General features: G+C 61.8%; 25 protein-coding genes. 12 read left to right on the plus strand and 13 right to left on the minus strand.

Annotation, left to right across the window (positions count from 1 at the left end; genetic code table 11):
• Positions 1–8 precede the first annotated feature (8 nt).
• From ASG19_RS08460 to ureG, 10 genes are all read left to right on the plus strand, one after another.
• Positions 9–272: a DUF1272 domain-containing protein gene (locus ASG19_RS08460; protein WP_062455244.1), complete on the plus strand. Its 264-nt coding sequence runs from the start codon at positions 9–11 to the stop codon at positions 270–272.
• An 11-nt stretch (positions 273–283) separates the two neighbouring features.
• Positions 284–589 carry an urease subunit beta gene (locus ASG19_RS08465; RefSeq protein ID WP_062455246.1) on the plus strand — a complete coding sequence of 102 codons (306 nt, stop codon included), beginning with the start codon at positions 284–286 and terminating at the stop codon, positions 587–589.
• Entirely contained in the window at positions 586–1,002 is a 417-nt protein-coding gene (locus ASG19_RS08470; protein ID WP_062455247.1) for a lysozyme inhibitor LprI family protein, read from the plus strand. The genes ASG19_RS08465 and ASG19_RS08470 overlap by 4 nt, the downstream gene beginning before the upstream one ends.
• Positions 1,003–1,086: 84 nt before the next feature.
• A complete protein-coding gene (locus ASG19_RS08475) occupies positions 1,087–1,356 on the plus strand; it encodes an AbrB/MazE/SpoVT family DNA-binding domain-containing protein (RefSeq protein ID WP_062455249.1) in 270 nt (89 codons plus the stop codon).
• Positions 1,353–1,760: a type II toxin-antitoxin system VapC family toxin gene (locus ASG19_RS08480; RefSeq protein WP_062455251.1), complete on the plus strand. Its 408-nt coding sequence runs from the start codon at positions 1,353–1,355 to the stop codon at positions 1,758–1,760. The genes ASG19_RS08475 and ASG19_RS08480 overlap by 4 nt, the downstream gene beginning before the upstream one ends.
• 3 nt (positions 1,761–1,763) lie before the next feature.
• A complete protein-coding gene (gene ureC, locus ASG19_RS08485) occupies positions 1,764–3,473 on the plus strand; it encodes an urease subunit alpha (protein ID WP_062455253.1) in 1,710 nt (569 codons plus the stop codon).
• Between the two features lie 25 nt (positions 3,474–3,498).
• Positions 3,499–4,182, plus strand: coding sequence for a TIGR02117 family protein (locus ASG19_RS08490; RefSeq protein WP_062455255.1), 684 nt, complete (start codon positions 3,499–3,501; stop codon positions 4,180–4,182).
• Between the two features lie 102 nt (positions 4,183–4,284).
• The gene (gene ureE / locus ASG19_RS08495; RefSeq protein ID WP_062457838.1) at positions 4,285–4,761 is read left to right on the plus strand and encodes an urease accessory protein UreE; all 477 of its coding nucleotides are present in this window, start codon (positions 4,285–4,287) and stop codon (positions 4,759–4,761) included.
• A gap of 6 nt (positions 4,762–4,767) precedes the next feature.
• Positions 4,768–5,469, plus strand: a complete 702-nt coding sequence (locus tag ASG19_RS08500) for an urease accessory protein UreF (protein ID WP_244476123.1) — start codon at positions 4,768–4,770, stop codon at positions 5,467–5,469.
• A 42-nt stretch (positions 5,470–5,511) separates the two neighbouring features.
• On the plus strand, positions 5,512–6,123 hold the full coding sequence (ureG, locus tag ASG19_RS08505) for an urease accessory protein UreG (protein ID WP_062455257.1): 612 nt from the start codon (positions 5,512–5,514) through the stop codon (positions 6,121–6,123).
• Positions 6,124–6,230: 107 nt separating this feature from the next.
• On the opposite strand, the gene ASG19_RS08510 is transcribed toward ureG, so the two are convergent.
• The 8 genes from ASG19_RS08510 to ASG19_RS08545 form a co-directional block, all read right to left on the minus strand.
• The gene (locus ASG19_RS08510; protein WP_062455259.1) at positions 6,231–6,917 is read right to left on the minus strand and encodes a Crp/Fnr family transcriptional regulator; all 687 of its coding nucleotides are present in this window, start codon (positions 6,915–6,917) and stop codon (positions 6,231–6,233) included.
• 187 nt (positions 6,918–7,104) lie between these two features.
• On the minus strand, positions 7,105–10,416 hold the full coding sequence (locus tag ASG19_RS08515; RefSeq protein WP_062455261.1) for an efflux RND transporter permease subunit: 3,312 nt from the start codon (positions 10,414–10,416) through the stop codon (positions 7,105–7,107).
• Positions 10,417–10,426: 10 nt separating this feature from the next.
• Positions 10,427–11,671 carry an efflux RND transporter periplasmic adaptor subunit gene (locus ASG19_RS08520; protein WP_082476260.1) on the minus strand — a complete coding sequence of 415 codons (1,245 nt, stop codon included), beginning with the start codon at positions 11,669–11,671 and terminating at the stop codon, positions 10,427–10,429.
• 283 nt (positions 11,672–11,954) lie between these two features.
• Positions 11,955–12,920: an ABC transporter substrate-binding protein gene (locus tag ASG19_RS08525; protein WP_062455262.1), complete on the minus strand. Its 966-nt coding sequence runs from the start codon at positions 12,918–12,920 to the stop codon at positions 11,955–11,957.
• A gap of 55 nt (positions 12,921–12,975) precedes the next feature.
• A complete protein-coding gene (locus tag ASG19_RS08530; RefSeq protein WP_062457844.1) occupies positions 12,976–14,106 on the minus strand; it encodes an ABC transporter permease in 1,131 nt (376 codons plus the stop codon).
• 8 nt (positions 14,107–14,114) lie between these two features.
• Complete coding sequence (locus ASG19_RS08535) at positions 14,115–15,002, minus strand: ABC transporter permease (RefSeq protein WP_062455264.1); 888 nt, start codon at positions 15,000–15,002, stop codon at positions 14,115–14,117.
• Positions 14,999–15,379: a DUF559 domain-containing protein gene (locus ASG19_RS08540; protein WP_062455266.1), complete on the minus strand. Its 381-nt coding sequence runs from the start codon at positions 15,377–15,379 to the stop codon at positions 14,999–15,001. The genes ASG19_RS08535 and ASG19_RS08540 overlap by 4 nt, the downstream gene beginning before the upstream one ends.
• Before the next feature lie 229 nt (positions 15,380–15,608).
• The gene (locus ASG19_RS08545; RefSeq protein ID WP_062455268.1) at positions 15,609–16,391 is read right to left on the minus strand and encodes an ABC transporter ATP-binding protein; all 783 of its coding nucleotides are present in this window, start codon (positions 16,389–16,391) and stop codon (positions 15,609–15,611) included.
• A 126-nt stretch (positions 16,392–16,517) separates the two neighbouring features.
• On the opposite strand from ASG19_RS08545, the gene ASG19_RS08550 reads away from it, so the two are divergent.
• Positions 16,518–16,928 (plus strand): cupin domain-containing protein, encoded by a 411-nt coding sequence (locus tag ASG19_RS08550; RefSeq protein ID WP_062455270.1) that lies wholly within the window; start codon positions 16,518–16,520, stop codon positions 16,926–16,928.
• A 44-nt stretch (positions 16,929–16,972) separates the two neighbouring features.
• Here ASG19_RS08550 and hydA read toward each other — a convergent pair whose 3' ends face one another.
• The 5 genes from hydA to ASG19_RS08575 all read right to left on the minus strand — a co-directional run bounded on the left by hydA (position 16,973) and on the right by ASG19_RS08575 (position 20,963).
• Positions 16,973–18,427 carry a dihydropyrimidinase gene (gene hydA, locus ASG19_RS08555; protein WP_062455272.1) on the minus strand — a complete coding sequence of 485 codons (1,455 nt, stop codon included), beginning with the start codon at positions 18,425–18,427 and terminating at the stop codon, positions 16,973–16,975.
• An 11-nt stretch (positions 18,428–18,438) separates the two neighbouring features.
• A complete protein-coding gene (locus tag ASG19_RS08560) occupies positions 18,439–18,801 on the minus strand; it encodes a type II toxin-antitoxin system PemK/MazF family toxin (protein ID WP_244476124.1) in 363 nt (120 codons plus the stop codon).
• Entirely contained in the window at positions 18,798–19,010 is a 213-nt protein-coding gene (locus tag ASG19_RS08565) for an antitoxin MazE-like protein (RefSeq protein WP_062455277.1), read from the minus strand. The genes ASG19_RS08560 and ASG19_RS08565 overlap by 4 nt, the downstream gene beginning before the upstream one ends.
• A gap of 238 nt (positions 19,011–19,248) precedes the next feature.
• A complete protein-coding gene (locus tag ASG19_RS08570; protein ID WP_062455280.1) occupies positions 19,249–19,713 on the minus strand; it encodes a GNAT family N-acetyltransferase in 465 nt (154 codons plus the stop codon).
• Positions 19,710–20,963, minus strand: a complete 1,254-nt coding sequence (locus tag ASG19_RS08575) for a Zn-dependent hydrolase (protein WP_062457847.1) — start codon at positions 20,961–20,963, stop codon at positions 19,710–19,712. The genes ASG19_RS08570 and ASG19_RS08575 overlap by 4 nt, the downstream gene beginning before the upstream one ends.
• A 253-nt stretch (positions 20,964–21,216) precedes the next feature.
• On the opposite strand from ASG19_RS08575, the gene ASG19_RS08580 reads away from it, so the two are divergent.
• Positions 21,217–21,852, plus strand: coding sequence for a TetR family transcriptional regulator C-terminal domain-containing protein (locus ASG19_RS08580; RefSeq protein ID WP_062455282.1), 636 nt, complete (start codon positions 21,217–21,219; stop codon positions 21,850–21,852).
• Positions 21,853–22,373 lie beyond the last annotated feature (521 nt).

The following is a 22,373-nucleotide window of genomic DNA, read 5'->3' on the forward strand; positions in this document are numbered from 1 at the left end:
AGTTCGCGATGGCTCTCGAACTGCGCCCCAACTGCGAATGCTGCGACAAGGATCTCGCGCCCGACAGCCGCGAGGCGATGATCTGCACGTTCGAATGCACCTATTGCGTCGATTGCGCCAGCGGCGTGCTTGCCGGTATCTGCCCGAATTGCAATGGTGAACTGGTGCGTCGTCCGGTGCGCCCAGCCGCCGCACTCGTGAACAATCCGGCCTCGACGGTGCGTGTTCTGAAGGCCGAAGGCTGCCAGCCAAAACTCTTATTGAGCGCCTGAGGAGGTGGACCATGATTCCCGGTGAAGTCTTTACCGTTGCAGGCGAGATCGAACTCAATGTCGGCGCCCCGACGATTTCGATCGAGGTTTCCAACACCGGCGACCGGCCCGTGCAGGTGGGCAGCCACTATCATTTCTTCGAGACCAATAACGGCCTTGCGTTCGATCGCGACAAGGCGCGCGGCATGCGGCTCGATATTCCGGCTGGCACTGCCGTTCGCTTCGAACCGGGGCAGACCCGGTCGATCACGCTGATCCCGCTGTCAGGCGCCCGCAAGGTCTACGGGTTCCAGCAGAAGATCATGGGTGCCCTATGAAATCGCTGGCGCTTCTCGCCGCCTGTGGCTGCGTGCTGCTGATCGACGCCCCGGCGTCCGGCGAAGACAGGCCGGACGTGGACTGCGACAACGCCCAGGTCCAGATGGAACTGACCTACTGCGCCGAGCAGGAATTCATCGCCGCGGACAAGCTTCTCAACACTCAATACAAGAAGACCCGCGACCTGATGCGGGCCCGTGATGCGGATGCCGATCCCTCCACGGCAGGTGCGGAGAAAGCCCTCGTCGCAGCGCAACGCGCCTGGGTCACCTACCGCGACGCCCAATGCGCCTCCTACGGCTTCCAGGCCCGCGGCGGCTCGATGGAACCGATGCTGATCTACGGCTGCCAGGCGGGGCTGACCGCGAAGCGGACGGACGAGCTGAAGGAGCTGACGGAAGAGGGGAACTGAGCCTTTTTTGCGCCAGAAGCGACATTGGTTAGGCAGGAATTTTTGCGGTAAACTAGGCGCTTTCGATAGCGCCGGAGCACGATAATGGGCAGGTTCGAAGCCAAAACATCGACGGATGGAGAAGCAACGATCCCGGTCGAGGTGCGTCAGGCGCTCGGCCTGAAGCCTGGGGGCTCGCTGCAGTTCATCGTTGATGACGAGGGCAAGGTCACCGTCGAGGCGAAGAAGAGCGATCTCGCGCATTTGCGCGGCATCTTCGGCAAGCACGACGGCCCGCCAATGGATATCGAGGAGGCGATCACAGAGACGGTCGCCCGCCGAACGTCTCCCAGTCGCTCGGAGGATGATCCTTGATCGGTCTCGATACCAATATTCTTGCTCGATATTTTCTGGACGATGACCCTCTTTGGTCGCCACGGGTGGCGCAATTTTTTCACGAAAGACTTTCCACGAGCCGGCCGGGGTTCATCAATCCCATCACGCTGGTTGAACTCGTCTGGGTACTTCGTCGCAAAACCGGTTACGATCGCGAACGACTGGCCAGCCTTATCGAAGGACTTATCTCGTCCGACCGTCTCGTCATCGGCGAAGCTGATGCGGTTGCCAGAGCGCTTGCGTCGTTCAGGACGGGAACTGCCGGTTTTGCGGATTACTTTATTGCCGAACTCAACACGGCTGCCGGCGCGTCACCAACCGTGACACTCGACCACGCCGCCGCCAAGAACATGCCTTTCATTCTGCTTTCTCAGGAAGTCTGATCCATGCCCTACAAAATGTCCCGCGCGTCCTATGCTTCCATGTTCGGCCCGACCACCGGTGACAAGGTGCGGCTTGCCGATACCGAACTCATCATCGAAGTCGAGAAGGATTTCACCGTCTATGGCGAGGAGGTCAAGTTCGGCGGCGGCAAGGTCATTCGTGACGGCATGGGACAGAGCCAGGCAACGCGGGCCGAGGGCGCTGTCGATACTGTCATCACCAATGCGCTGATCGTCGATCACTCCGGCATCTACAAGGCCGATGTCGGTCTGAAGGACGGCCGGATCCATGCGATCGGCAAGGCGGGCAATCCGGATACGCAACCGGGCGTGACGATCATCGTCGGACCATCCACCGAGGCGATTGCCGGCGAAGGCAAGATCCTGACCGCCGGCGGCATGGATGCGCATATCCATTTCATCTGCCCGCAGCAGATCGAGGAAGCGCTGATGTCGGGCATCACGACGATGCTTGGTGGCGGGTCGGGACCGGCGCATGGCACGCTTGCCACCACCTGCACCGGCGCCTGGCATATCGAGCGGATGATCGAAAGCTTTGATGCGTTTCCGATGAACCTCGCGCTGGCCGGGAAGGGCAATGCCTCGCGGCCGGCGCCGCTCGAGGAAATGATCCTCGCCGGCGCGTCATCGCTGAAGCTGCACGAGGACTGGGGCACGACGCCCGCCGCCATCGACAACTGCCTGACAGTCGCCGACGCTTTCGACGTGCAGGTGATGATCCACACCGATACGCTCAACGAAAGCGGCTTCGTGGAAGACACTATCGGCGCCATCAAGGGCCGCACCATTCATGCCTTCCACACGGAAGGGGCCGGCGGCGGTCACGCGCCTGACATCATCAAGATCTGCGGCAATCCCAACGTCATTCCGTCCTCGACCAATCCGACGCGGCCCTACACGATCAACACGCTGGCCGAACATCTCGATATGCTGATGGTCTGCCACCACCTGTCGCCGTCGATCCCGGAAGACATCGCCTTTGCCGAAAGCCGTATCCGCAAGGAGACGATCGCAGCCGAAGACATCCTGCACGATATCGGCGCCTTCTCGATCATCTCGTCGGACAGCCAGGCGATGGGCCGCGTCGGCGAAGTTGCCATCCGCACCTGGCAGACGGCCGACAAGATGAAACGCCAGCGCGGTCATCTGCCCGACGAAACCGGCGACAACGACAATTTCCGCGTCAAACGCTATATCGCCAAATACACGATCAACCCCGCGATCGCGCACGGCATCAGCCATGAAATCGGCTCTGTCGAAGTCGGCAAGCGCGCAGATCTGGTGCTCTGGAGCCCTGCCTTTTTCGGCGTGAAGCCGGAAATGGTGCTGCTCGGCGGCTCGATCGCGGCAGCACCGATGGGTGATCCGAACGCTTCTATCCCGACGCCGCAGCCGATGCACTATCGCCCGATGTTTGCAGCCTATGGCAAGCTGCGCACCAATTCCTCCGTCACCTTCGTTTCCCAGGCGTCGCTCGACGCAGGCATCGTCGGCAGGCTGGGGGTCGCTAAAAAGCTCTTGGCCGTCCGCAACACCCGTGGCGGCATCTCGAAAGCGTCGATGATCCACAATTCGCTGACGCCGCATGTGGAGGTCGATCCGGAAACCTACGAAGTACGCGCCGATGGGGAGCTCCTGACCTGCAAGCCGGCAACGGTTCTGCCGATGGCACAGCGGTATTTCCTGTTTTGATGGAATACCTTACCGGACACGGCGCATGAAGAGGCTTGCAAGGCGGTTGCTGCTGGCGATCCCTGTCATTGCTATCCTGATCGTTCTCGCCGTCACCGTTGGCACATTCGTGCCGCGGCCACTGTTTGCGCCGGATCCCCCGGTCGCTGGCGAAAACACGCGCCGGATTCTGGTTCTTTCGAACCCGATCCATACGGATCTCGTCATCCCGCTCGATGCGGAAACGCGGGCGTCCTATTCGTTTCTGGAAGCATCAGGCATTCCCGTCGCCGATCCCGCGGCAGAATGGCTGGTGATCGGCTGGGGAGGGCGGTCCTTCTATCTGGAAACGCCGACCTGGGCCGATCTCAAACCCATGCCGGCCTTCCGCGCGCTGACCATCGATTCCTCGGTCATGCATGTCGATGTCGCCGGCGGCATAGACGACACGCATCCGGCGGTGCAGGCGTTCGATCTCGATGCTGATGAATTCCAAGCCATGTCCGACTTCATTCGTGCGAGTTTCGTGGAGGTGGATAACAAGGTCGTGCCCATCCCCGGCGCAGGCTACGGCGTCTATGACCGCTTCTTCGAAGCGCATGGATCGTTCAACGCGCTTGTCGGCTGCAACACCTGGACAGCACGGGCGCTGAGGGCCGCGGGACTGCGCACGGGGCTGTGGAATCCACTGCCGCATTTGCTGGCGCTGTCGCTCCGGATTTTCAATTGACGGCCCATGCTTTTCCCGGCCACGGATTTTGCAGCCGGGGCGTAACTAGGCCTTGTGCCGAGCATCGCGCTTGGTGATTATGCCGCCTTCAAGGAGACTTTCATGCAGCATATCCATTCCTATCGTCCCGCCGGTGAAATCAGCGATCCGCCGGTGGATGTCGTCACCTTGCCGCATGATCTGCGGCACCTGCGCCGCAAGCTGCTGCATTTGTCGAATGGCGACATGGTGATGCTCGATCTCAAGGAAGCGGTGCTGTTTCACCATGGTGACCGGCTGGTGCTTGAGAACGGCGACACGGTGGAAGTCCAGGCGGCCCCGGAAAAGCTGTTCGAGGTCAAGGCGCGCGATACGCTGCACCTGATCGAGCTTGCCTGGCATCTCGGCAACCGGCACCTGTCGGCGCAGATCGAGGACGGCCGTATCCTCATCCTGCGCGATCACGTCATCCGTTCCATGCTGCAGGGCCTCGGCGCAACCGTCACCGACATTGACGAACCCTTCCAGCCGGCCCGCGGCGCCTATCACGCGCATGGCGGCCATGATCACGGCAGTCACGGTCATCATGCCCATGACTGAACCGGTATGATGCAAGACGTGGGTCTGCAGGGTAAGCTTGGGCAGGGGCTAGATACGCACGCCTTGCTCCGTCTGATGGCATGGCTGTCTCCGGCTTTTCCGATCGGCGGCTTTGCCTGGTCGGGCGGGCTGGAGCGCGCGGTGGCGGATCGGCTGGTGACATCGGCCTCGGATCTCGCATCCTGGCTCGAAACCATCCTGCTTCACGGTTCGCTCTGGAACGATGCGGTTCTGTTTTCGAGCGCTTTCGAGGCTGTCGATCAACCCGACGCGTTGAAGGACCTCTCCGAACTCGGTCTGGCGCTGGTAGGCTCGGCAGAGCGTCATGCGGAAACGTTATCGCTCGGCCAGGCCTTCGTCACGGCGGCCATCGCCTGGCCGCACCCTGTGCTGCAGCTTTTGCCGAAACAGGTGCCCTTTCCGATCGCGGTCGGCGCCATCTCGGCGGCCCATGGCGTGCCGAAGACGAGCGCAATCGCCGCCTATCTGCATGCGGCTGTCTCGCAATCGGTCTCAGCCGGCATCCGCCTTGGTGTGTGCGGTCAGGCCCACGGCGTCGGCATTCTGGCCGGTCTCGAGGCTCTGGTTGGCGAGATTGCGACCAAGGCACAAGGCGCAACGCTCGATGATCTCGGCGGTGCCGCCGTGCAGGCGGAGATCGCCTCGCTTCGCCACGAAACACAGCATTCGCGGCTGTTCCGGTCCTAGCGACCGGGATAAGCTGTTGCAGCAATCGAAAGGAATGTCCTCATGAAATCGGCAAACGGACCGCTTCGCGTCGGGATCGGCGGGCCGGTCGGCTCCGGCAAGACGGCGCTCACCGAAAAGCTCTGCAAGGCGATGCGCGACAAATATTCGGTCGCAGTCGTCACCAACGATATCTACACGAAAGAGGATGCCGAAGCGCTGGTGCGGATGCAGGCGCTGTCGTCTGACCGGATCGTCGGCGTTGAGACGGGCGGATGTCCGCATACGGCGATCCGCGAGGATGCGACGATCAATCTTCAGGCGATCGCCGGTCTCAACGAGCGCATTCCGGATCTCGATGTCGTGTTCATCGAATCCGGCGGCGACAATCTGGCGGCGACGTTTTCTCCTGACCTTGCCGACATCACCATCTACGTGATCTCGACGTGCCAGGGAGAGGAAATTCCCCGCAAGGGCGGACCGGGTATCACCCGCTCCGATCTCCTGATCATCAACAAGAAGGACCTGGCGCCTTACGTCGATGTCGATATCGACGTGATGGACAGGGATGCTTCACGGATGCGCGAGATGAAGCCACATGTCTTTACCGACCTCAAGCGCGGCGAGGGCGTCGAGCATGTGGTGCGGTTCCTGGAGACGCAGGGCGGGCTGTGAGATCGCAATGACGAGGTCTGCGGTTTCCTGATCCGTTGAGGCAAGCCATGCTGACGCGAGTGGCCGGCCTGCTTAGGCCGGCCTCCCGGGTTACTTGCTTCGACGGTTCAGATTTCCCGCAGCGCCTGCACGTCCACCACCTGGATGATGCGGCCGCGAACCGTGACGCCTGTCTTGCGCAGGGACGAAAAGGCGCGCGACAGGGCTTCGGGAGCCAGTCCCAGCATGCCGGCGAGCAGGCTTTTCTGGAACGGCAGGCGGATGGCTGCCGGTCCACCGTCAACCGGGCAGCGGCTGAGGATGTAGTTTGCCACCCGTTGCGGCGCCGTGAACAGCCGGTCGTTGGCAACACAGTCCATCGTGCTGATCAGATGACGCGACAGGGTCGTCATCACGGCGCGGGAGATACCGGGATCCTCTTCAGCCAGATCCTTGACCGTCTGCAGGTCGAAACGCACCAGCGTGCAGGTCTCTGCGGCCTGGGCGAAAAAGGGATACTTCCGGTCCGCATAAAGCATGCACTCGCCGAACGTATCTCCCGGTGCGGAAATGCGGATATCCGCATCGCGCCCGTCTCGGCTCAGCCGGTAGAGGCGGACATAGCCATTCAGCACACAGTAAAACGCTTCGGCACGTTGGCCCTCTCGCACGATGAGGTCACGGGCGGACACTGTCTCGACACTCATCGCCGACAGCATCTTGACCAGCGAGTTACCGGTCAGGCCGTGCATGAAAGGCGTTTTCATGAGAACCGCGCGGTCGCGATTGTTGAGTTTGATGTCGCCGTTGCCCATGTCCGTTCTTCTTTTCTGGCGGGGAGCTTCCTAGAATGTAATTATTCTAAATTAACACGTGCTCCGAAGCGCGTTTTGACGTCGATCAAATCGTCCAAGATTCTTTGCGATCGGGATGCGCTTTTGCATTTCCGCACCCTTCGACGTCTTCTGCCCCACCCGGAATCGCTTGCTCGGACCGGTGATTTTACTCCGCAGCCATAGGCGGAAGCCGCAGGACCTTGGCGCCGCCAGCGGCGCTGAGCATATCGTGGTCGATGCCGTTTTCGCGTTCCAGCCGGCGAAGCCGCTCGCCGAGGTCACGGTTCTCCTGGGTCAGTTCCTCGTTGGAAAGGCCGAAATCCTCCTCTTCTTTCTTGCCGACCAAGCGACCGAAGATCCGCCCGAGCAGGCCGGAAAGATCGTCCATGATGAGGAAGAAGGCGGGGACAACGAGGAGCGACAGGACGGTGGAAACGATGATGCCGCCGATCACGGCGATTGCCATCGGGGCGCGGAACGATCCGCCTTCGCCGATACCCATCGCCGAGGGCAACATGCCGGCCGACATGGCGATAGACGTCATGATGATCGGGCGGGCGCGCTTGCGGCCGGCTTCGACCATCGCGTGAACACGCTCCAGTCCGTGGCGTTTCATCTCGATGGCGAAATCCACGAGCAGGATGGCGTTCTTCGTGACAATCCCCATCAGCATCAGGATACCGATCAGAACCGGCATCGACAGCGCGTTCTGGGTGACAATCAGCGCCACCGCCACGCCGCCGATCGCAAGCGGCAGCGAGAACAGGATGGTCAGCGGCTGAATGACGTCCTTGAACAGCAGGATCAGCACGACCAGAACCAGAAGCAGGCCCATGAGCATGGCATTGCCGAAGCTCTGGGTCATTTCCGCCTGCACCTTGGCGTCGCCGCTTTCGGCCAGCCGAACGGATGGCGGAAGGTTGGTTTCGTCGACGATGCGTTTGAACTCGGCCGACGACGTGTCGAGTGCCGTGCCGAAGGGCACATCCGAGCCGATCGCCACGACGCGGTTGCGGTCGTTGCGCGTGATCGAGCTCGGGCCTTCCGAATAATCCACGTCGGCAACACTGGTGAGCGGCACCGTGGCGCCGCTTGCGGTCCTCAGCTTCAACGCCTTGATCGCTGCTAGATCACGCCGCACATCGAGTGAGGTCTGGACACGGATCGGGATCTGCCGGTCATCCAGGTTGATCTTGGCGAGATTGGCGTCGATATCGCCGATGGTTGCGACGCGCACCGTTTCGGAGATCTGCTGCGGCGTAATGCCGAGGCGCGCGGCTTCCGCCATGCGCGGACGGATCTGCAGTTCCGGCCGGGGCAGGGCGCCGTCGGAGGAGACGTTGGCAAGGATCGGCGAAGCGCGCAGGCGCGATTCCAGGAGCCCGATCGCATCGTTCAGGTCCGCCTCGTTGTCGGAGAGGAAGTTGAACGCCAGTTCGCGCTCGGCGCGGTCGTTGACCTTCGAGATACGCACGTCCGGGATATCGCGGATTGCGGCAAAGATGTCCTTTTCCACGTCCCATTGCGGACGGGTACGGCCATGTTCTTCCATTTTCGGCAAAGAAGAGCCGATCAGCGGCAGGCTGCCCAGCCCCTTGTTGACCAGCGTCTTGATCAGCGAATGGTCGATGTTTTCGAGGATGACACGAACGGTCGAACGGCGCAGTTCGAGATCGCCCTTGGGCGATGCGCCACCGAGCACGAAGACGCTTTCGACGCCGTCGATATCGCGAACCGCGCGGTCGATCTTTTCAGACGTCTCGGCGGTCTCTTCCAGTGTCGCATTGGGCGGCAGCTCGACGGAGAGAACGACGCGCGAGGAATCGTCGGGCGGCAGGAAGCTGCCGGGCACCTTGCTCAGCAGCATGAGCGAGCCGGCGAGGAAGGCGATGGCGCCAAGAAGCGTCGCATAGCGCCAGTACCATTTGCGGGTCGTGCCGGTGACGAGGCGCGTATAGGCGCGCATGATCCAGCCGTCATTGTCGTGATGGTCTTCCATCCCGTCTTCGGCGCGCATCAGATAGGCCGCCATCAGCGGCGTGATCAGGCGCGCGACCGCCAGCGAGAAGAAGACCGAGAAGGCGACGGTCAGGCCGAACTGGATGAAATACTGTCCGGGAACGCCCGGCATGAAGGAAACGGGCACGAACACGGCGATGATGGTGAAGCTGGTCGCGATGACGGCGAGCCCGATTTCGTCGGCCGCCTCGAGTGCGGCCTTGTATGGCGTCTTGCCCATCTTGATATGGCGGGCGATGTTTTCGATCTCGACGATCGCGTCATCCACCAGAATACCGGTCGCAAGCGTCAGCGCCAGGAATGAGACGAGGTTAAGCGAGAACCCCATCAAGTCCATGACCCAGAAGGTGGGGATCGCCGACAGCGGCAGGGCGACGGCTGCGATCAGCGTTGCGCGCCAGTTGCGCAGGAACAGCATGACGACGATGATGGCAAGGATCGAGCCTTCCACCAGCGTGTGAAGGGCTGCTTCGTAATTGCCGTAGGTGAAATAGACGGAGTCGTCGACCATGGCGATCGCAACGTCTGGATGCGCCTTGCGCACGCCGTCGAGGCTTTCCGCCACGGTTTCGGCGACGGAGACTTCGCTTGCACCCTTCGCGCGGAAGACGGCGAAGGTGACGGCCGGCGTGCCGTTGAAGCGCGAGAAGGATTTCTGCTCCTCATAGGTATCGGTGACGGTGCCGAGTTCCGACAGCCGCACGAAACGATTGTTGGAAAGGCTGATCGACGTCTCGGCCAGCTGCGCCACATCGCGGGCATCGCCGAGCGTGCGGATTGTCTGTTCGTTGCCGGCCACCTGGCCGCGGCCGGAGCCGAGGTTGACGTTGGTGCCGCGGATCTGCTGGTTCACGTCGGCTGCCGTGATGCCATAGGCATCGAGCTTGGCGGGATTGAGCGACACGCGCACTTCGCGATCGGAGCCGCCGTAACGGTCGATCCGGCCGATCCCGGCCTGGCCTTCCAGCGCCCGCGTCACCGTGTCGTCGACGAACCAGGAGAGTTCTTCGAGCGTCATGTTCGGCGACGAGACGGCGAATGTCTGGATCGCCTGTCCTTCGACATCGACCTTGGTGACGATCGGTTCCTCGATGCCGGCCGGCAGGTCGCCGCGGATCTTGTCGATCGCGTCCTTGGTATCCTGCACCGCTTCGGGCGTTGGCTTTTCGATACGGAAGACGACGACCGTCTGCGACTGGCCATCGGTGATGGTGGACTGGACTTCGTCGATGCCGCTGATCGAGGCGACGGCATCCTCGATCTCCTTGGTCACCTGTACTTCCAGTTCGGCAGGCGATGCGCCGGACTGGACGACGGTGACGGAGACGACGGGCACGTCGATATTCGGGAAGCGGGTGATCGGCAGCGCATAGAAGGACTGGATGCCGACGTACAGCAACAGGGCAAAGCCGAGAAGCGGCGCGATCGGGTTGCGGATGGACCAGGCGGAGAAGTTCATCTTCGCGTCCTCAATTCGAAACAGCGGCGGGCGGGGCCCGGTCAGCTTCGGCCTTGTCGGCGCCAGCCTTTGAGCCCGGCAGGACCGGGTTGATCTTGTCGCCGTCGCGCACGAAGGCGCCGGCCTTGGCGACGACCCGGTCGCCCTCGGCAATGCCACTGACGATCTGGATGAAGCCGCCGTCCTGAATGCCGGTTTCTATCTTGACCTGCTTGACGGTGTCGCCTTCCACCTTGCGGGTGACCGAGCCCGACGGCGCCGTGGTCACGGCCGAGAGCGGCAGGGCCAGCGCCGTCGTTTCGGTGATGACGATCTCCGCACTGCCATACATGCCCGATCGGGCACCACTCTCGTCATCGACGACGATATGCACGGCGCCGAGGCGGGTGGTCGCATCGACGGAGGGCGAAACGATCCGCACCTTACCTTCGATCTTGCGTGTGCCGCCGGCAATGGTGATGATCGCCTTCTGGCCGAGCTTGACCTTCTGGATGTCGGTTTCCGAAAGATCGACCACGAGTTCGATCGCGCCGTCCTTGATGATGGTGAAGAGCGGTTCGCCGGCGCCGGCGGCAATCGCGCCGATCCGCGCATTCTTGGCCGTGACGACGCCATCAACCGGGCTTTTGACGCCGGTGCGGGCAAGGTTGAGGTCGACGTCCTTGATCTGCGCATCGACGACCTTGACGTCGGCCTCACCGACGGAAACGGCCTGTTTCGCCGCGTTCAGCCGTGCTTCGGCGACTTCAACCTGGGCCTGCGTCTGTTCGACCTGGCTCTGGCTGCTCGTGCCGTTTTGTCCGAGTTTTCTGGTGCGGTCGCGCTGGCGGATGGCGTCGGCAAGATTGGCTTCGGCCTCGATCACCTGCGCCTTGTATTGCGCGACGCCGGCCTCGGCCTTGGCCCTGTTTGCCTCAAGCTGGCTTTTTTGCAGAATGAGCGAGTCGTCGTTGAGGGTTGCGAGAACCGCGTCCTGCTTCACCTCGTCGCCGACATCGGCATCGACGCTGCGGATAGAGAGACCGTCGACCAGAGGCTGGATGTAGATTTCCTCGATCGGGCGGATCGTACCGGTCGCGATGACCCGATCGGTCATCGGGCGGGTTTTGGCCTCGGTCACGATGATCGACGGAAGGTTCTTCTGCGGTGCGGTCGGCTGTGCTTGCTGCGCCAATGCCGGAAAGGCGAGGAGCGTGATCAGGGCAGGGGCGAGGGACGCCGCCAACAACGCGAGCTTTGACGAAATGCGAAACATGCGACGACTTCCGATGCACCAGAGGGTCTTTATTTCGCTGTCCGGGATCCGCGCCCCTCCCTGCGCAGTACCTGATGAGGTGGTGACGACCCAAAGCCGCCACAAGTCCGTCATCCGACAAATTCATGTCCCGTGTTTTTACGGCTTCCGTCGCCGCAAATCAATCTGCTCGCGGAAATGCCAAGACCAAGATCAGTGATGGTTACCGCCCCATAAAATATGCCCGGCAGCGCGCCGGGCATATACTGTTTCGGCAGGTTAGATCGGCTCGATCAGGCCCTGCTTATTTAAGAGCGGCGGTCGTTACATCGGTCGTGTAGCCACCATCCGGCTGCTTGGTGATGATCTTCTGGTCGAGCAGCGCCTTTACCGTGCGCTCGTAGGTCGCCATGTCCAGCTTGCCGTCGCCGATCAGCTTTGCCACTTCGCCCATCATGCGCTTCTGGTGGTTCTCGTCCTGGCCGCCATTGTCCATGACGATTTCTGCGGCTTCTTCCGGGTTCTCGATCGCGTATTTCCAGCCCTTCATCGAAGCGCGCACGAACTTGACCATGTTCTCCTTGAACTTTGGATCGGCCAGCTTTGTGTCGAGAGCGTAGAGCCCGTCTTCCAGAAGGTCGTTGCCGAGCTTGGTATAGTTGAAGACGACCAGATCTTCGGCCTTGAAGCCGGCGTCGATCGCCTGCCAGTATTCGTTATAGGTCATGACGGAGATGCAGTCCGCCTGCTTCTGGATCAGCGGCTGGACGTCGAAGCTCTGCTTCAGAACCGTCACGCCATCCGTACCGCCCTCGGTCTTCAAGCCGATCTTGTTCATCCAGGCAAAGAACGGATACTCGTTGCCGAAGAACCAGACGCCGAGCGTCTTGCCCTTGAAATCGGCTTCCGTCTTGACCGGGCCGTCCTTCGGGCAAATCAGCTCGAGACCGGACTTGGCGAAAGGCTGGGCGATGTTGGTCAGCGGTACGCCCTTTTCGCGGGCAACCAGCGCGCCGCCCATCCAGTCGACGATCACGTCGGCGCCGCCGCCGGCGATCACCTGTTCCGGAGCGATGTCGGGACCACCCGGCTTGATCGTCACGTCAAGGCCTTCCTCCTCGTAGAAGCCCTTGTCCTTGGCCACGAAATAACCGCCGAACTGGCCCTGGGCGACCCATTTCAGCTGCAGCGTCAGCTTGTCGGCGGCGAATGCATTGGATGCGGCAAGCGAGAACGCTCCCGCCATCAGTGCCATGATCATCTTTTTCATTGTCGTTTCCCTCTTTTGTTGCCGCCCCCGTTTTCGGGATGCGGATCGTCAGCGACTAACCCCCACGGTTAGACGGATGCCAGAATGTCGTTGCTCTCTCGGCAAGGGCGACGACGCCATAAAAGAGCGATCCGGCGAGCGCCGCAACCGCGATTTCCGCCCAGACCATGTCAACATTCATGCGGCCGATCTCGGTGGAGATGCGAAAGCCCATGCCGACGATCGGCGTGCCGAAGAATTCCGCAACGATGGCACCGATCAGCGCCAGGGTGGAATTGATCTTCAGCGCGTTGAAGATGAACGGCATGGCGGCCGGAAGCCTGAGCTTCATCAGTGTCTGCCGGTAATCCGACGCATAGGAGCGCATCAGGTCACGCTCCATCGTTCCGGAGGCGGAAAGCCCGGCCACCGTGTTCACCAGCATCGGGAAGAAGGTCATGATCGTGACGACGGCGGCCTTCGACTGCCAGTCGAAACCGAACCACATGACCATGACCGGTGCGACGCCGATGATCGGCAGCGCCGACATCAGATTGCCGATCGGCATCAGTCCTGCGCGCAGGAAGGCGAAGCGGTCGGCCAGGATCGCCACCACGAAGCCCGCGCTGCAGCCGAGGATGTACCCCGCCAGCACCGCCTTGAAGATGGTCTGCTGGACGTCCGCCCAGAGGATCGACAGCGAGGCTGCAATCCGCAGCCCGATCGAGGAGGGCGGCGGCAGGAGGATGAAGGGCACGCCGAAGCCGCGGGTGAGCGCCTCCCACAGGATCAGCAGCCACGCGCCGAAGATCGCCGGGATCGCGAGACCCAGAAGCCCATCCGCAAACCTGGAACGGGTCCGGATCTCCGACAACAGGCTGACGCAGCGCCATGCCAGCAGCCAGTTGGCGGCGATCATCAGGAAAAACGCCGTTGCCGCCTTGCCTTCGTTTCCGGAGAGGCCTGAAATCAGGATGCTGGTCGACAGGTGGCAGAAGACGAAGATCGCTGCCGCGAGAAACAGGGGCGGGAGCGGCAGAAACGAAACGACCGCGCCTGCAATCGACAGAGCGAAGATCGCAAATAGTGCCATCGGTGCAAAACGCGCCACCGCATCGGGATCGAGGAGCGGAAGGGTCGCAAGTGCGGCGAGCGACAGCGCCAGGGACAGCCAGCCCTGCCATGACGTGAGGAGGGAGGTTCGCATCAGCGCGCTCATGTCGGCTTTCCTCCCATGTTGCGGTTGACGATCTTTCCGGCGATCCCGACGACTGCGACCAGAAGCGATGCCAGCACCGAGCCCGCAACCAGCGCCGCCCAGATATCGATCGTCTGGCTGTAATAGGCGCCGGCGAGAAGCTTCGAGCCGATGCCGGCGACAGCACCGGTCGGCAGCTCGCCAACGATGGCACCGACCAAGCTTGCGGCAATCGCCACCTTCATCGAGGTAAACAGGAACGGCACCGAGGCGGGGACACGCAGCTTCCAGAAAGTCTGTGCGGCGCTGGCATGATAGGTGCGCATCAGATCGAGCTGGATCAGTTCCGGCGAGCGCAGGCCCTTCACCATACCGACTGCGACGGGGAAGAACGAGAGGTAGGTGGAGATCACTGCCTTGGGCACCAGACCGGAAATCCCGATCGCGCCGAGCGTGACGATCACCATCGGCGCGACGGCAAGGATCGGCACGGTCTGCGACGCGATGATCCACGGCATCAGGCTGCGGTCGAGCGCGCGCACGTGGACGATGCCGACCGCGATCAGGATGCCGAGAAGCGTTCCGAAACCGAAGCCCGCAAGCGTCGAGGAGAGCGTCACCCAGGCGTGATAGACGAGGCTGCGATTTGAGGAAACGCTGCGCAGAAACGTGTTCTCGAAAACATTCGACGCCACCTGATGCGGCGCCGGCAGGATCGGTTTCGGCTGCGACATCGTCTTGCCGAGGAATTCCATCGGCGTGGAGGTCACATTGCCGCGCCGGTCGAGATCGCGCTGGAATGGCGCGTTCATGAAATACGCGCCGACATACCAGATCGCGACGATGACGAGGACGACTGTTGCGACGGGCAGGATGCGGGATTTCAGTGTGTCCTGGGTGGTCATGTCGGCGGCCTTTCCAGAAAAGGCGCGATTAGAGCTTCGATGGTCGTGAAGACGTAATCCGGTCCGTCAATGACCTGATGGTTATCGAAACGCATGACAGTGAAGCCCTGTCCCTTCATGAACGCATCGCGCCGCACGTCGTGAGCCCGACCATGATCGGTTTCATGACTGTCGCCATCCACCTCGATCACGATTCTGGCGGAAAGCCACGCGAAATCAGCAATATAAGGACCGATTGGAGTCTCGCGCCTGAAGCGCGCGCCAAACTGCCGGAAGTCGCGGAGCATAGTCCACATCGCGGATTCGGCTTTGGTCAGTTCGCGGCGAAGCCGTTTGGCGCTTCGTCGTGTCCTGGGATCGATGTTGGAATGCGGCATGCGAATTCCTTTCTCGAAAAACGACAAGACCCCGGCGACATGCTGATGTGATCGGTAAAAGAAAGACCCCCTCTGGCCTGCCGGCCATCTCCCCCACAAGGGGGGAGAGACTACGCTGCACCGCTCAGTCCATATTCCACTGCAGAGACGGTTTTTGGTGAGGGCGCGGCAAGTTAAGCCCTCCCCCTTGTGGGGAGGGTGGGGAGGGGTCTTTTTGCTGACGCAGGTCTTATTCCTCATAGCTGTGCCCCGCGCGGAGACCTTCGCGGACCCGGTGGGCGATCGCCAGGAATTCGGGCGTCTCGCGGATATCCAGCGGGCGTTCCTTCGGCAGGGTCGACGTGATCACGTCGGTCACCCGCCCGGGTCGCGGTGACATGACCACGATCTTGGTGGAGAGATAGACCGCCTCGGGGATCGAGTGGGTGACGAAGCAGATGGTCTTTTGCGTCCGCTCCCAAAGTTTCAGGAGTTGCTCGTTCAGATGGTCGCGGACGATCTCGTCCAGTGCGCCGAAGGGTTCGTCCATCAGAAGGAGATCGGCATCGAAGGCGAGCGCGCGGGCGATCGAGGCGCGCTGCTGCATGCCGCCGGAAAGCTGCCACGGATATTTCTTGCCGAAGCCCGAGAGATTGACGAGATCGAGCGTCCGCTCGATGCGGCTCGCGCGTTCTGCCGTCGAGTAGCCCATGATTTCGAGCGGAAGGGCTATGTTGTTCTCAATCGTCCGCCAGGGATAAAGGGCAGGCGCCTGAAACACGTAACCGTAGGAGCGGCTTTTGCGCGCCTCCTCCGGCGTCATGCCGTTGACGAGGATTTCGCCCGAGGTTGCCCGTTCCAGATCGGCGATCACCCGCAGAAACGTTGTCTTGCCGCAGCCGGAGGGGCCGATGAAGGAGACGAAGTCGCCCTTCTTCACGTCGAGATCGACATCAGACAGCGCATGAACCAGCCCGTCGCCGGTCTCGAAGGTGAGGCCGAGATTTCTCGCGGAAACGACGGAGTAGGTCATGGGCGCGCTCCGTCGTAAGCGTGGCTGATCGTTTGAAGGGCCGGGTTTTCTGGTATCATGGAGCTGCACATCCGGCCGTCGGCGCCATGAAGGCGGCCGCGGCTCCGCTGGAGAGGGGGAATTTCAATGGACACGTCATCAAGACCGACCTGCCGTATCGTCAGGCCCGACGCTGCCTATGACGGCAAGCAGGGCCTCACCTATGTGCAGGGCATTTCGGCCGAAACGGTCGGCTCCAAGGGCATCTGCATGCATCTTCTGACCATTCCGCCGGGGGCAAAAGCCAAGGCGCATCTGCACGAGACCCACGAGACCGCGATCTACATGCTCTCCGGCTCCGCCGACACCTGGTATGGCGACCGGCTGGAGAACCACGTCGTGCTGCAGGCGGGCGAGCTGATGTACATCCCGGCCGGCGTTCCGCATCTGCCGGCCAACCGGTCGGGCACGCCCTGCACCGCGATCATCGCGCGCACGGATCCCAACGAGCAGGAAAGCGTGGTCCTGCTGCCGGAACTGGACGCGCTGGTGGACTGAGCCACCCGCCTGCGCTCCATGGGGTATCGCTGTCATCAAGCCGCTCATACGCCTGATGCCGGGATGCCAGCGCGTTCCACCTTGCGCGGCGCGGTGATCTCCTTCCAGGCTGACAGCGCCCTGCTGACTGCCGGGAAGGGCGGCCGCGACACGAACTTGCCGTCGCCCGGCTTGGTGCGGATCTCGCCATTGGCATAGGCGACGTTGCCGCGCGACAGCGTGAAGCGCGGCAGCCCGGTCACATGCTTGCCTTCGAAAACGTTGTAATCGATCGCCGATTGCTGGGTCGCGGCGGAAATCGTCTTTGATGCCTTCGGGTCGAGCACCACGATATCCGCGTCGGCTCCAACCAGGATCGCGCCCTTCTTCGGGTAGATGTTCAAGATCTTGGCGATGTTGGTGGAGGTGACCGCAACGAACTCGTTCATGGTGATGCGGCCGGTCTCGACGCCGTGGGTCCACAGCATCGGCAGGCGGTCTTCAAGGCCGCCGGTGCCGTTCGGGATCTTGCGGAAATCGCCGCGCCCGGTGCGTTTCTGGTCGGTGGTGAAGGCGCAGTGGTCGGTCGCTACCACCTGCAGCGAACCGGCCGCCAGGCCCGCCCATAGCGAATCCTGATGGCGCTTGTCGCGGAACGGCGGCGACATCACGCGGCGGGCGGAATGATCCCAGTCCGGATGGGCGTACTCGCTTTCGTCGAGCGTCAGATGCTGGATCAGCGGCTCGCCATAGACCCGCATGCCGGACTGGCGGGCGCGCCTGATCGCCTCATGCGCCTGTTCGCAGGACGTGTGCACCACATAGAGCGGAACGCCCGCGGTATCGGCAATGATGATGGCGCGGTTGGTCGCTTCGCCCTCGACGGAAGCGGGGCGGGAATAGGCATGCGCCTCGGGTCCGTCATTGCCCGCGTCCATCAGTTTCTGCTGCATGGCGGCGACGATATCGCCGTTTTCCGCATGTACGAGCGGCAGGGCTCCAAGCTCGGCGCAGCGCGAGAACGAGGCGAACATCTCGTCGTCATTGACCATCAGCGCGCCCTTGTAGGCCATGAAGTGCTTGAACGTGTTGATCCCGTGGTTGCGCACCAACGCCTTCATCTCGTCAAACACCTGCTCGCTCCACCAGGTGATCGCCATGTGGAAGGAATAGTCGCAATGGGCGCGGGTCGCCTTGTTGTCCCAGCGCTTGAGCGCATCAAGCAGCGACTGACCCGGCTCGGGCAGGCAGAAATCCACCACCATCGTGCTGCCGCCCGAAAGCGCCGCCCGCGTGCCGCTATCGAAATCATCGGCCGAATAGGTGCCCATGAACGGCATTTCCAGATGCACATGCGGATCGATCCCGCCCGGCATCACGTAGGCGCCTGACGCATCCAGAACCTCTTCGCCCCGGAGATCCGGCCCGATCTCGACGATACGACCACCCTCGATCTTCACATCCGCCTTGTAGGTGAGGTCGGCTGTCACGACAGTGCCGTTCTTGATGATGGTGGTCATGGCTCGCTCCCTTATTTTATTGTGGCGATTGGCAGCACCGATTGCCGCAGGCCGATAATACTGATCAACGCACTCTCAAGTCGCTGCATCTCGTCGTCACCGAGATGCCCAATGATCTGACGGATCGACGCCTTTCTAAGGTGGGTCATCTTGTCGGTCATGATCTGGGATATTGCCTGCAGCCCGTTCGATGCTGAGGGCGTCAGGGTCGGTCGAAAATCCGGAGAGTCCGAAAGAAACGTCGTCAGCGGGCATAGGAGAAGCGTGACGTGGCCCTCGATGAACTCGTCGGCATGGACGATGACCGCGGGTCTTGGCTTGCCAAGGTCACCCTGAAACGCCGCCGTGACCATGTCGCCTCGTTTCAAATTCACGGCCTGTCCCAGTCCTCGGCAGGACTTTCGTCACTGAATTCGATGATGCCAGCCTTGCGATCCGCCTCCGCCGATGCCTTCGCCTGCAGCGCCGCCCGCAATCGATAGGCCTCGCTGGTAAAGTCCGGCACCCAAACCTCGATCGGCCGGTAGCCCTTGCGGATCAGCTCGGCGCGTTCTTCCTCAGAGACTTCCCGTGGCCTGCCCATGTCATTGCCTCCTGTCACTGATGGCGCATTGCCGCGCGATGGACGACTTTTCCGGCTCGGCCGGCACGTAACGCTCTGGTCTTAGGCTTCAGCCAGTTCCAGCCTTTCCTCGTCGAACGGAAGGCACGGAGAGGCTCGAAAACAGAGGTTTCCGGTGCGGGTGACATGCGGCTGGCTCCGCGACATTGAAACTCGTCGAACATAGCGAGGAAAGGCACATTCCACAATCTCCGGTCGATCAGGCAGCTTCAAGAGCTTTGACCATGAACAGGCTGTAGGGATTTTCGTCATATTGCGCGAAGGCGCCGCAAGTCCGGTAGCCGAGTCCTTGGTAGAGACCGATCGCTTCGGTATTGAGGGGGCCCGTCTCCAGATAAACCCGCTCGATCCGATGCGAGGCTGCAAGGTCTTCCAGCATGCCCATGATCCGTCGCCCCACGCCATGACCGCGGGCATTGTCGTGCACGAAAATGCGCTTCACCTCTGCTGTCTTGTCGCCGAGCCACTTGAGACCTCCGCAACCAACCGCTTTTCCGTCCAGCCTTGCCACGACGAATACGATGTCCGGTTGGCAAAGCGCATTTATATCGACCGCAAAATTCCCTTCTTGAGGATACAGACCGGCCATGAAGCTGTCCGACATCTCGATGAGGGCCGCGACATCCGGCTGGTCGGGAAGTTCGATGGCGATGGTTACGCTCAAGCCTCAATCTCCGCCGTTTCCAGCACCGCGTGCAGCAGCACGTCGCAGCCGGCGGCCGCCCAGTCCTTGGAGATTTCTTCCGCCTCGTTATGCGAGACGCCGTCGACGCAGGGGCAGAAGATCATCGTCGAGGGTGCCAGTCGTGCCGCCCAGCAGGCATCGTGGCCGGCGCCCGAAATGATGTCCAGGTGGCTGTAGCCGAGCTTGACCGCGGCATTGCGCACCCGGCCGACCAGAACCGGATCGAAGGTGACCGGATCGAAATGACCGACGGCTTCCGCCGCGCAGCCGACGCCGAGCGCTTCGCAGATCTCGATTGCGCCCGCCTCGATCTTTTCCCGCATGCGGTCGAGCTTTTCCTGCGTCGGCGTGCGCATGTCGACGGTAAAGACGACCTTGCCGGGCAGCACGTTGCGGGAATTGGGCGCGAAGAACGCCTGGCCGACGCCAGCGACAGCGCCCGGCTGCTCCGCCATCGCCACAGTCTGCACCAGTTCCAGAATGCGGCCGAACGCGAGTCCCGCATTGCAGCGGCGGTCCATCGGCGTCGAGCCGGTATGCGCTTCCTTGCCGGTCAGCGTGAATTCCAGCCACCACAGGCCCTGGCAATGGGTAACGACGCCGATCTGCTTTTGCTCGGCTTCGAGGATCGGGCCCTGCTCGATATGATATTCGAAATAGGCATGCATCTTGCGGGCGCCGACCTCTTCGTCGCCCAGCCAGCCGATCCGCTTCAGCTCTTCGCCATAGGTCTTGCCGTCCGGATCCTTGCGGCTATAGGCGTAGTCGAGCGAATGAACACCGGCAAACACACCGGAGGCAAGCATGGCCGGCGCAAACCGCGCGCCTTCCTCGTTCGCCCAGTTGGTGACAACGACAGGATGCTTCGTCTTGACGCCGAGATCGTTCATCGAGCGGACGACTTCGAGCCCTGCCAGCACGCCCAGCACGCCGTCATATTTGCCGCCGGTCGGCTGGGTATCGAGGTGGGAGCCGATATAGACCGGAAACGCATCCGGATCGGTTCCGGCGCGGGTCGCAAACATCGTGCCCATCTTGTCGGTGCTGACGGTCATGCCGGCGTCTTCGCACCAGCGCTTGAACAGGTGGCGCCCTTCGCCGTCCTCGTCGGTCAGGGTCTGGCGGTTGTTGCCGCCGGCAATACCGGGGCCGATCTTTGCCATCTCCTCCAGCATGTCCCACAGCCGGTCGCCGTTCACACGCATGTTCTCGCCCGGTGCTGCCGCCATCATCCTGTCCTCACCCGTTATGCCTGCTTGAGCCGCGTTCCAGACCGACGTTTGCACGATCTGAAACATCGGCATTGCGTTTGTTTTGTCTGTGATCGATAATTTGACCGACTGGTAAAACATACAATGTCCCGACCGCCACTCAAGCCGTAAATCACGAAAAATACTCGCCTATTTTCGCGCCACATGCCCTGAAAATGGGCCTCGTGATACGAATCTGGATCAGCGTTTGGGACTGCAAGGCAGGATACGGATGGCCATTCCACGAGCGGCTAAAACGCAGCGGCGCACCCGCATCCAGGAGGAGAAGGAAGAGGTCATTCTCGAGGCGGCACTCGAGGTGTTTTCGGTCAGCGGTTTCCGCGGCACGACGATCGACCAGATTGCCGAGGCGGCGGGGATGTCGAAGCCGAACCTGCTCTATTATTTCCGCACCAAGGAGGCGATCCACCGCCAGCTGATCGACCGGGTTCTCTCGACCTGGCTGGAGCCGCTGCGCGCTTTCGACGCTACAGGCAATCCGGCTTCGGAAATCCGCTCCTATATCCGTCGCAAGCTGGAAATGGCGCGGGATTTCCCCCGCGAAAGCCGGCTTTTCGCCAACGAAATCCTGCAGGGCGCGCCGCATATCGAGGACGAGCTGAAGGGGCCCCTCAAAGACCTGGTCGATGAAAAGGCCGACGTCATCCGCGCCTGGTCGAAAGCCGGCAAGATCCGCACCTGCAACCCTTATCACCTGATCTTCTCGATCTGGTCCACCACGCAACATTACGCCGATTTCGACGTCCAGGTCCGCGCCGTCCTCGGCCAGGACCGGGACGACGAGGACCGTTTCGAGGATGCGGCGCGGTTTCTGGAGGGGCTGTTTCTGGAGGGGCTGAAGCCCTAGGGCTTCCCGGAGGACTTTGCGTCTCAAGCGGCAGCCGATGTTGCATCTCCGGCGGCAGCCGTCTTGGCGAGGCGTCCCTCACACACTCCCTCATTCCTGTGCCTTTCACAGGAATCCAGGCTGCCCAAGTCCTTGGGCTAAGGAGAGCCTTCCCGCGCCGCAGACGCGACGCTGCTGGATCCCTGTGACGAGCACAGGGATGAGGGTGGAGAGAGCTTTTGCGCCTCAAGCGGCAATGGCTCCAGCGTCCTAAGCGACAGCCGACTTGGGATCACAAGCGGCAGCCGTCTTCGCGAGCGGCCCTCCCACACTCCCTCATTCCTGTGCTCGTCACAGGAATCCAGTCAGCCCAAGTCCTTGGGCTGAGAAGACCCTTCCGCGCCGCGGACGCGACGCTGCTGGATCCCTGTGACGAGCACAGGGATTAGGGTTTGGAGAGGGTTCAGGGTGCGGAGAGGGGGATGAGGGCGGATAGGGGTGAGCCCTGAGCCCTGAGGGCGGAGAGGTACCGATCCAGGGGA

It is taken from the genome of Rhizobium sp. Leaf306, from assembly GCF_001423425.1.
GTDB classification, from domain to species: domain Bacteria; phylum Pseudomonadota; class Alphaproteobacteria; order Rhizobiales; family Rhizobiaceae; genus Neorhizobium; species Neorhizobium soli.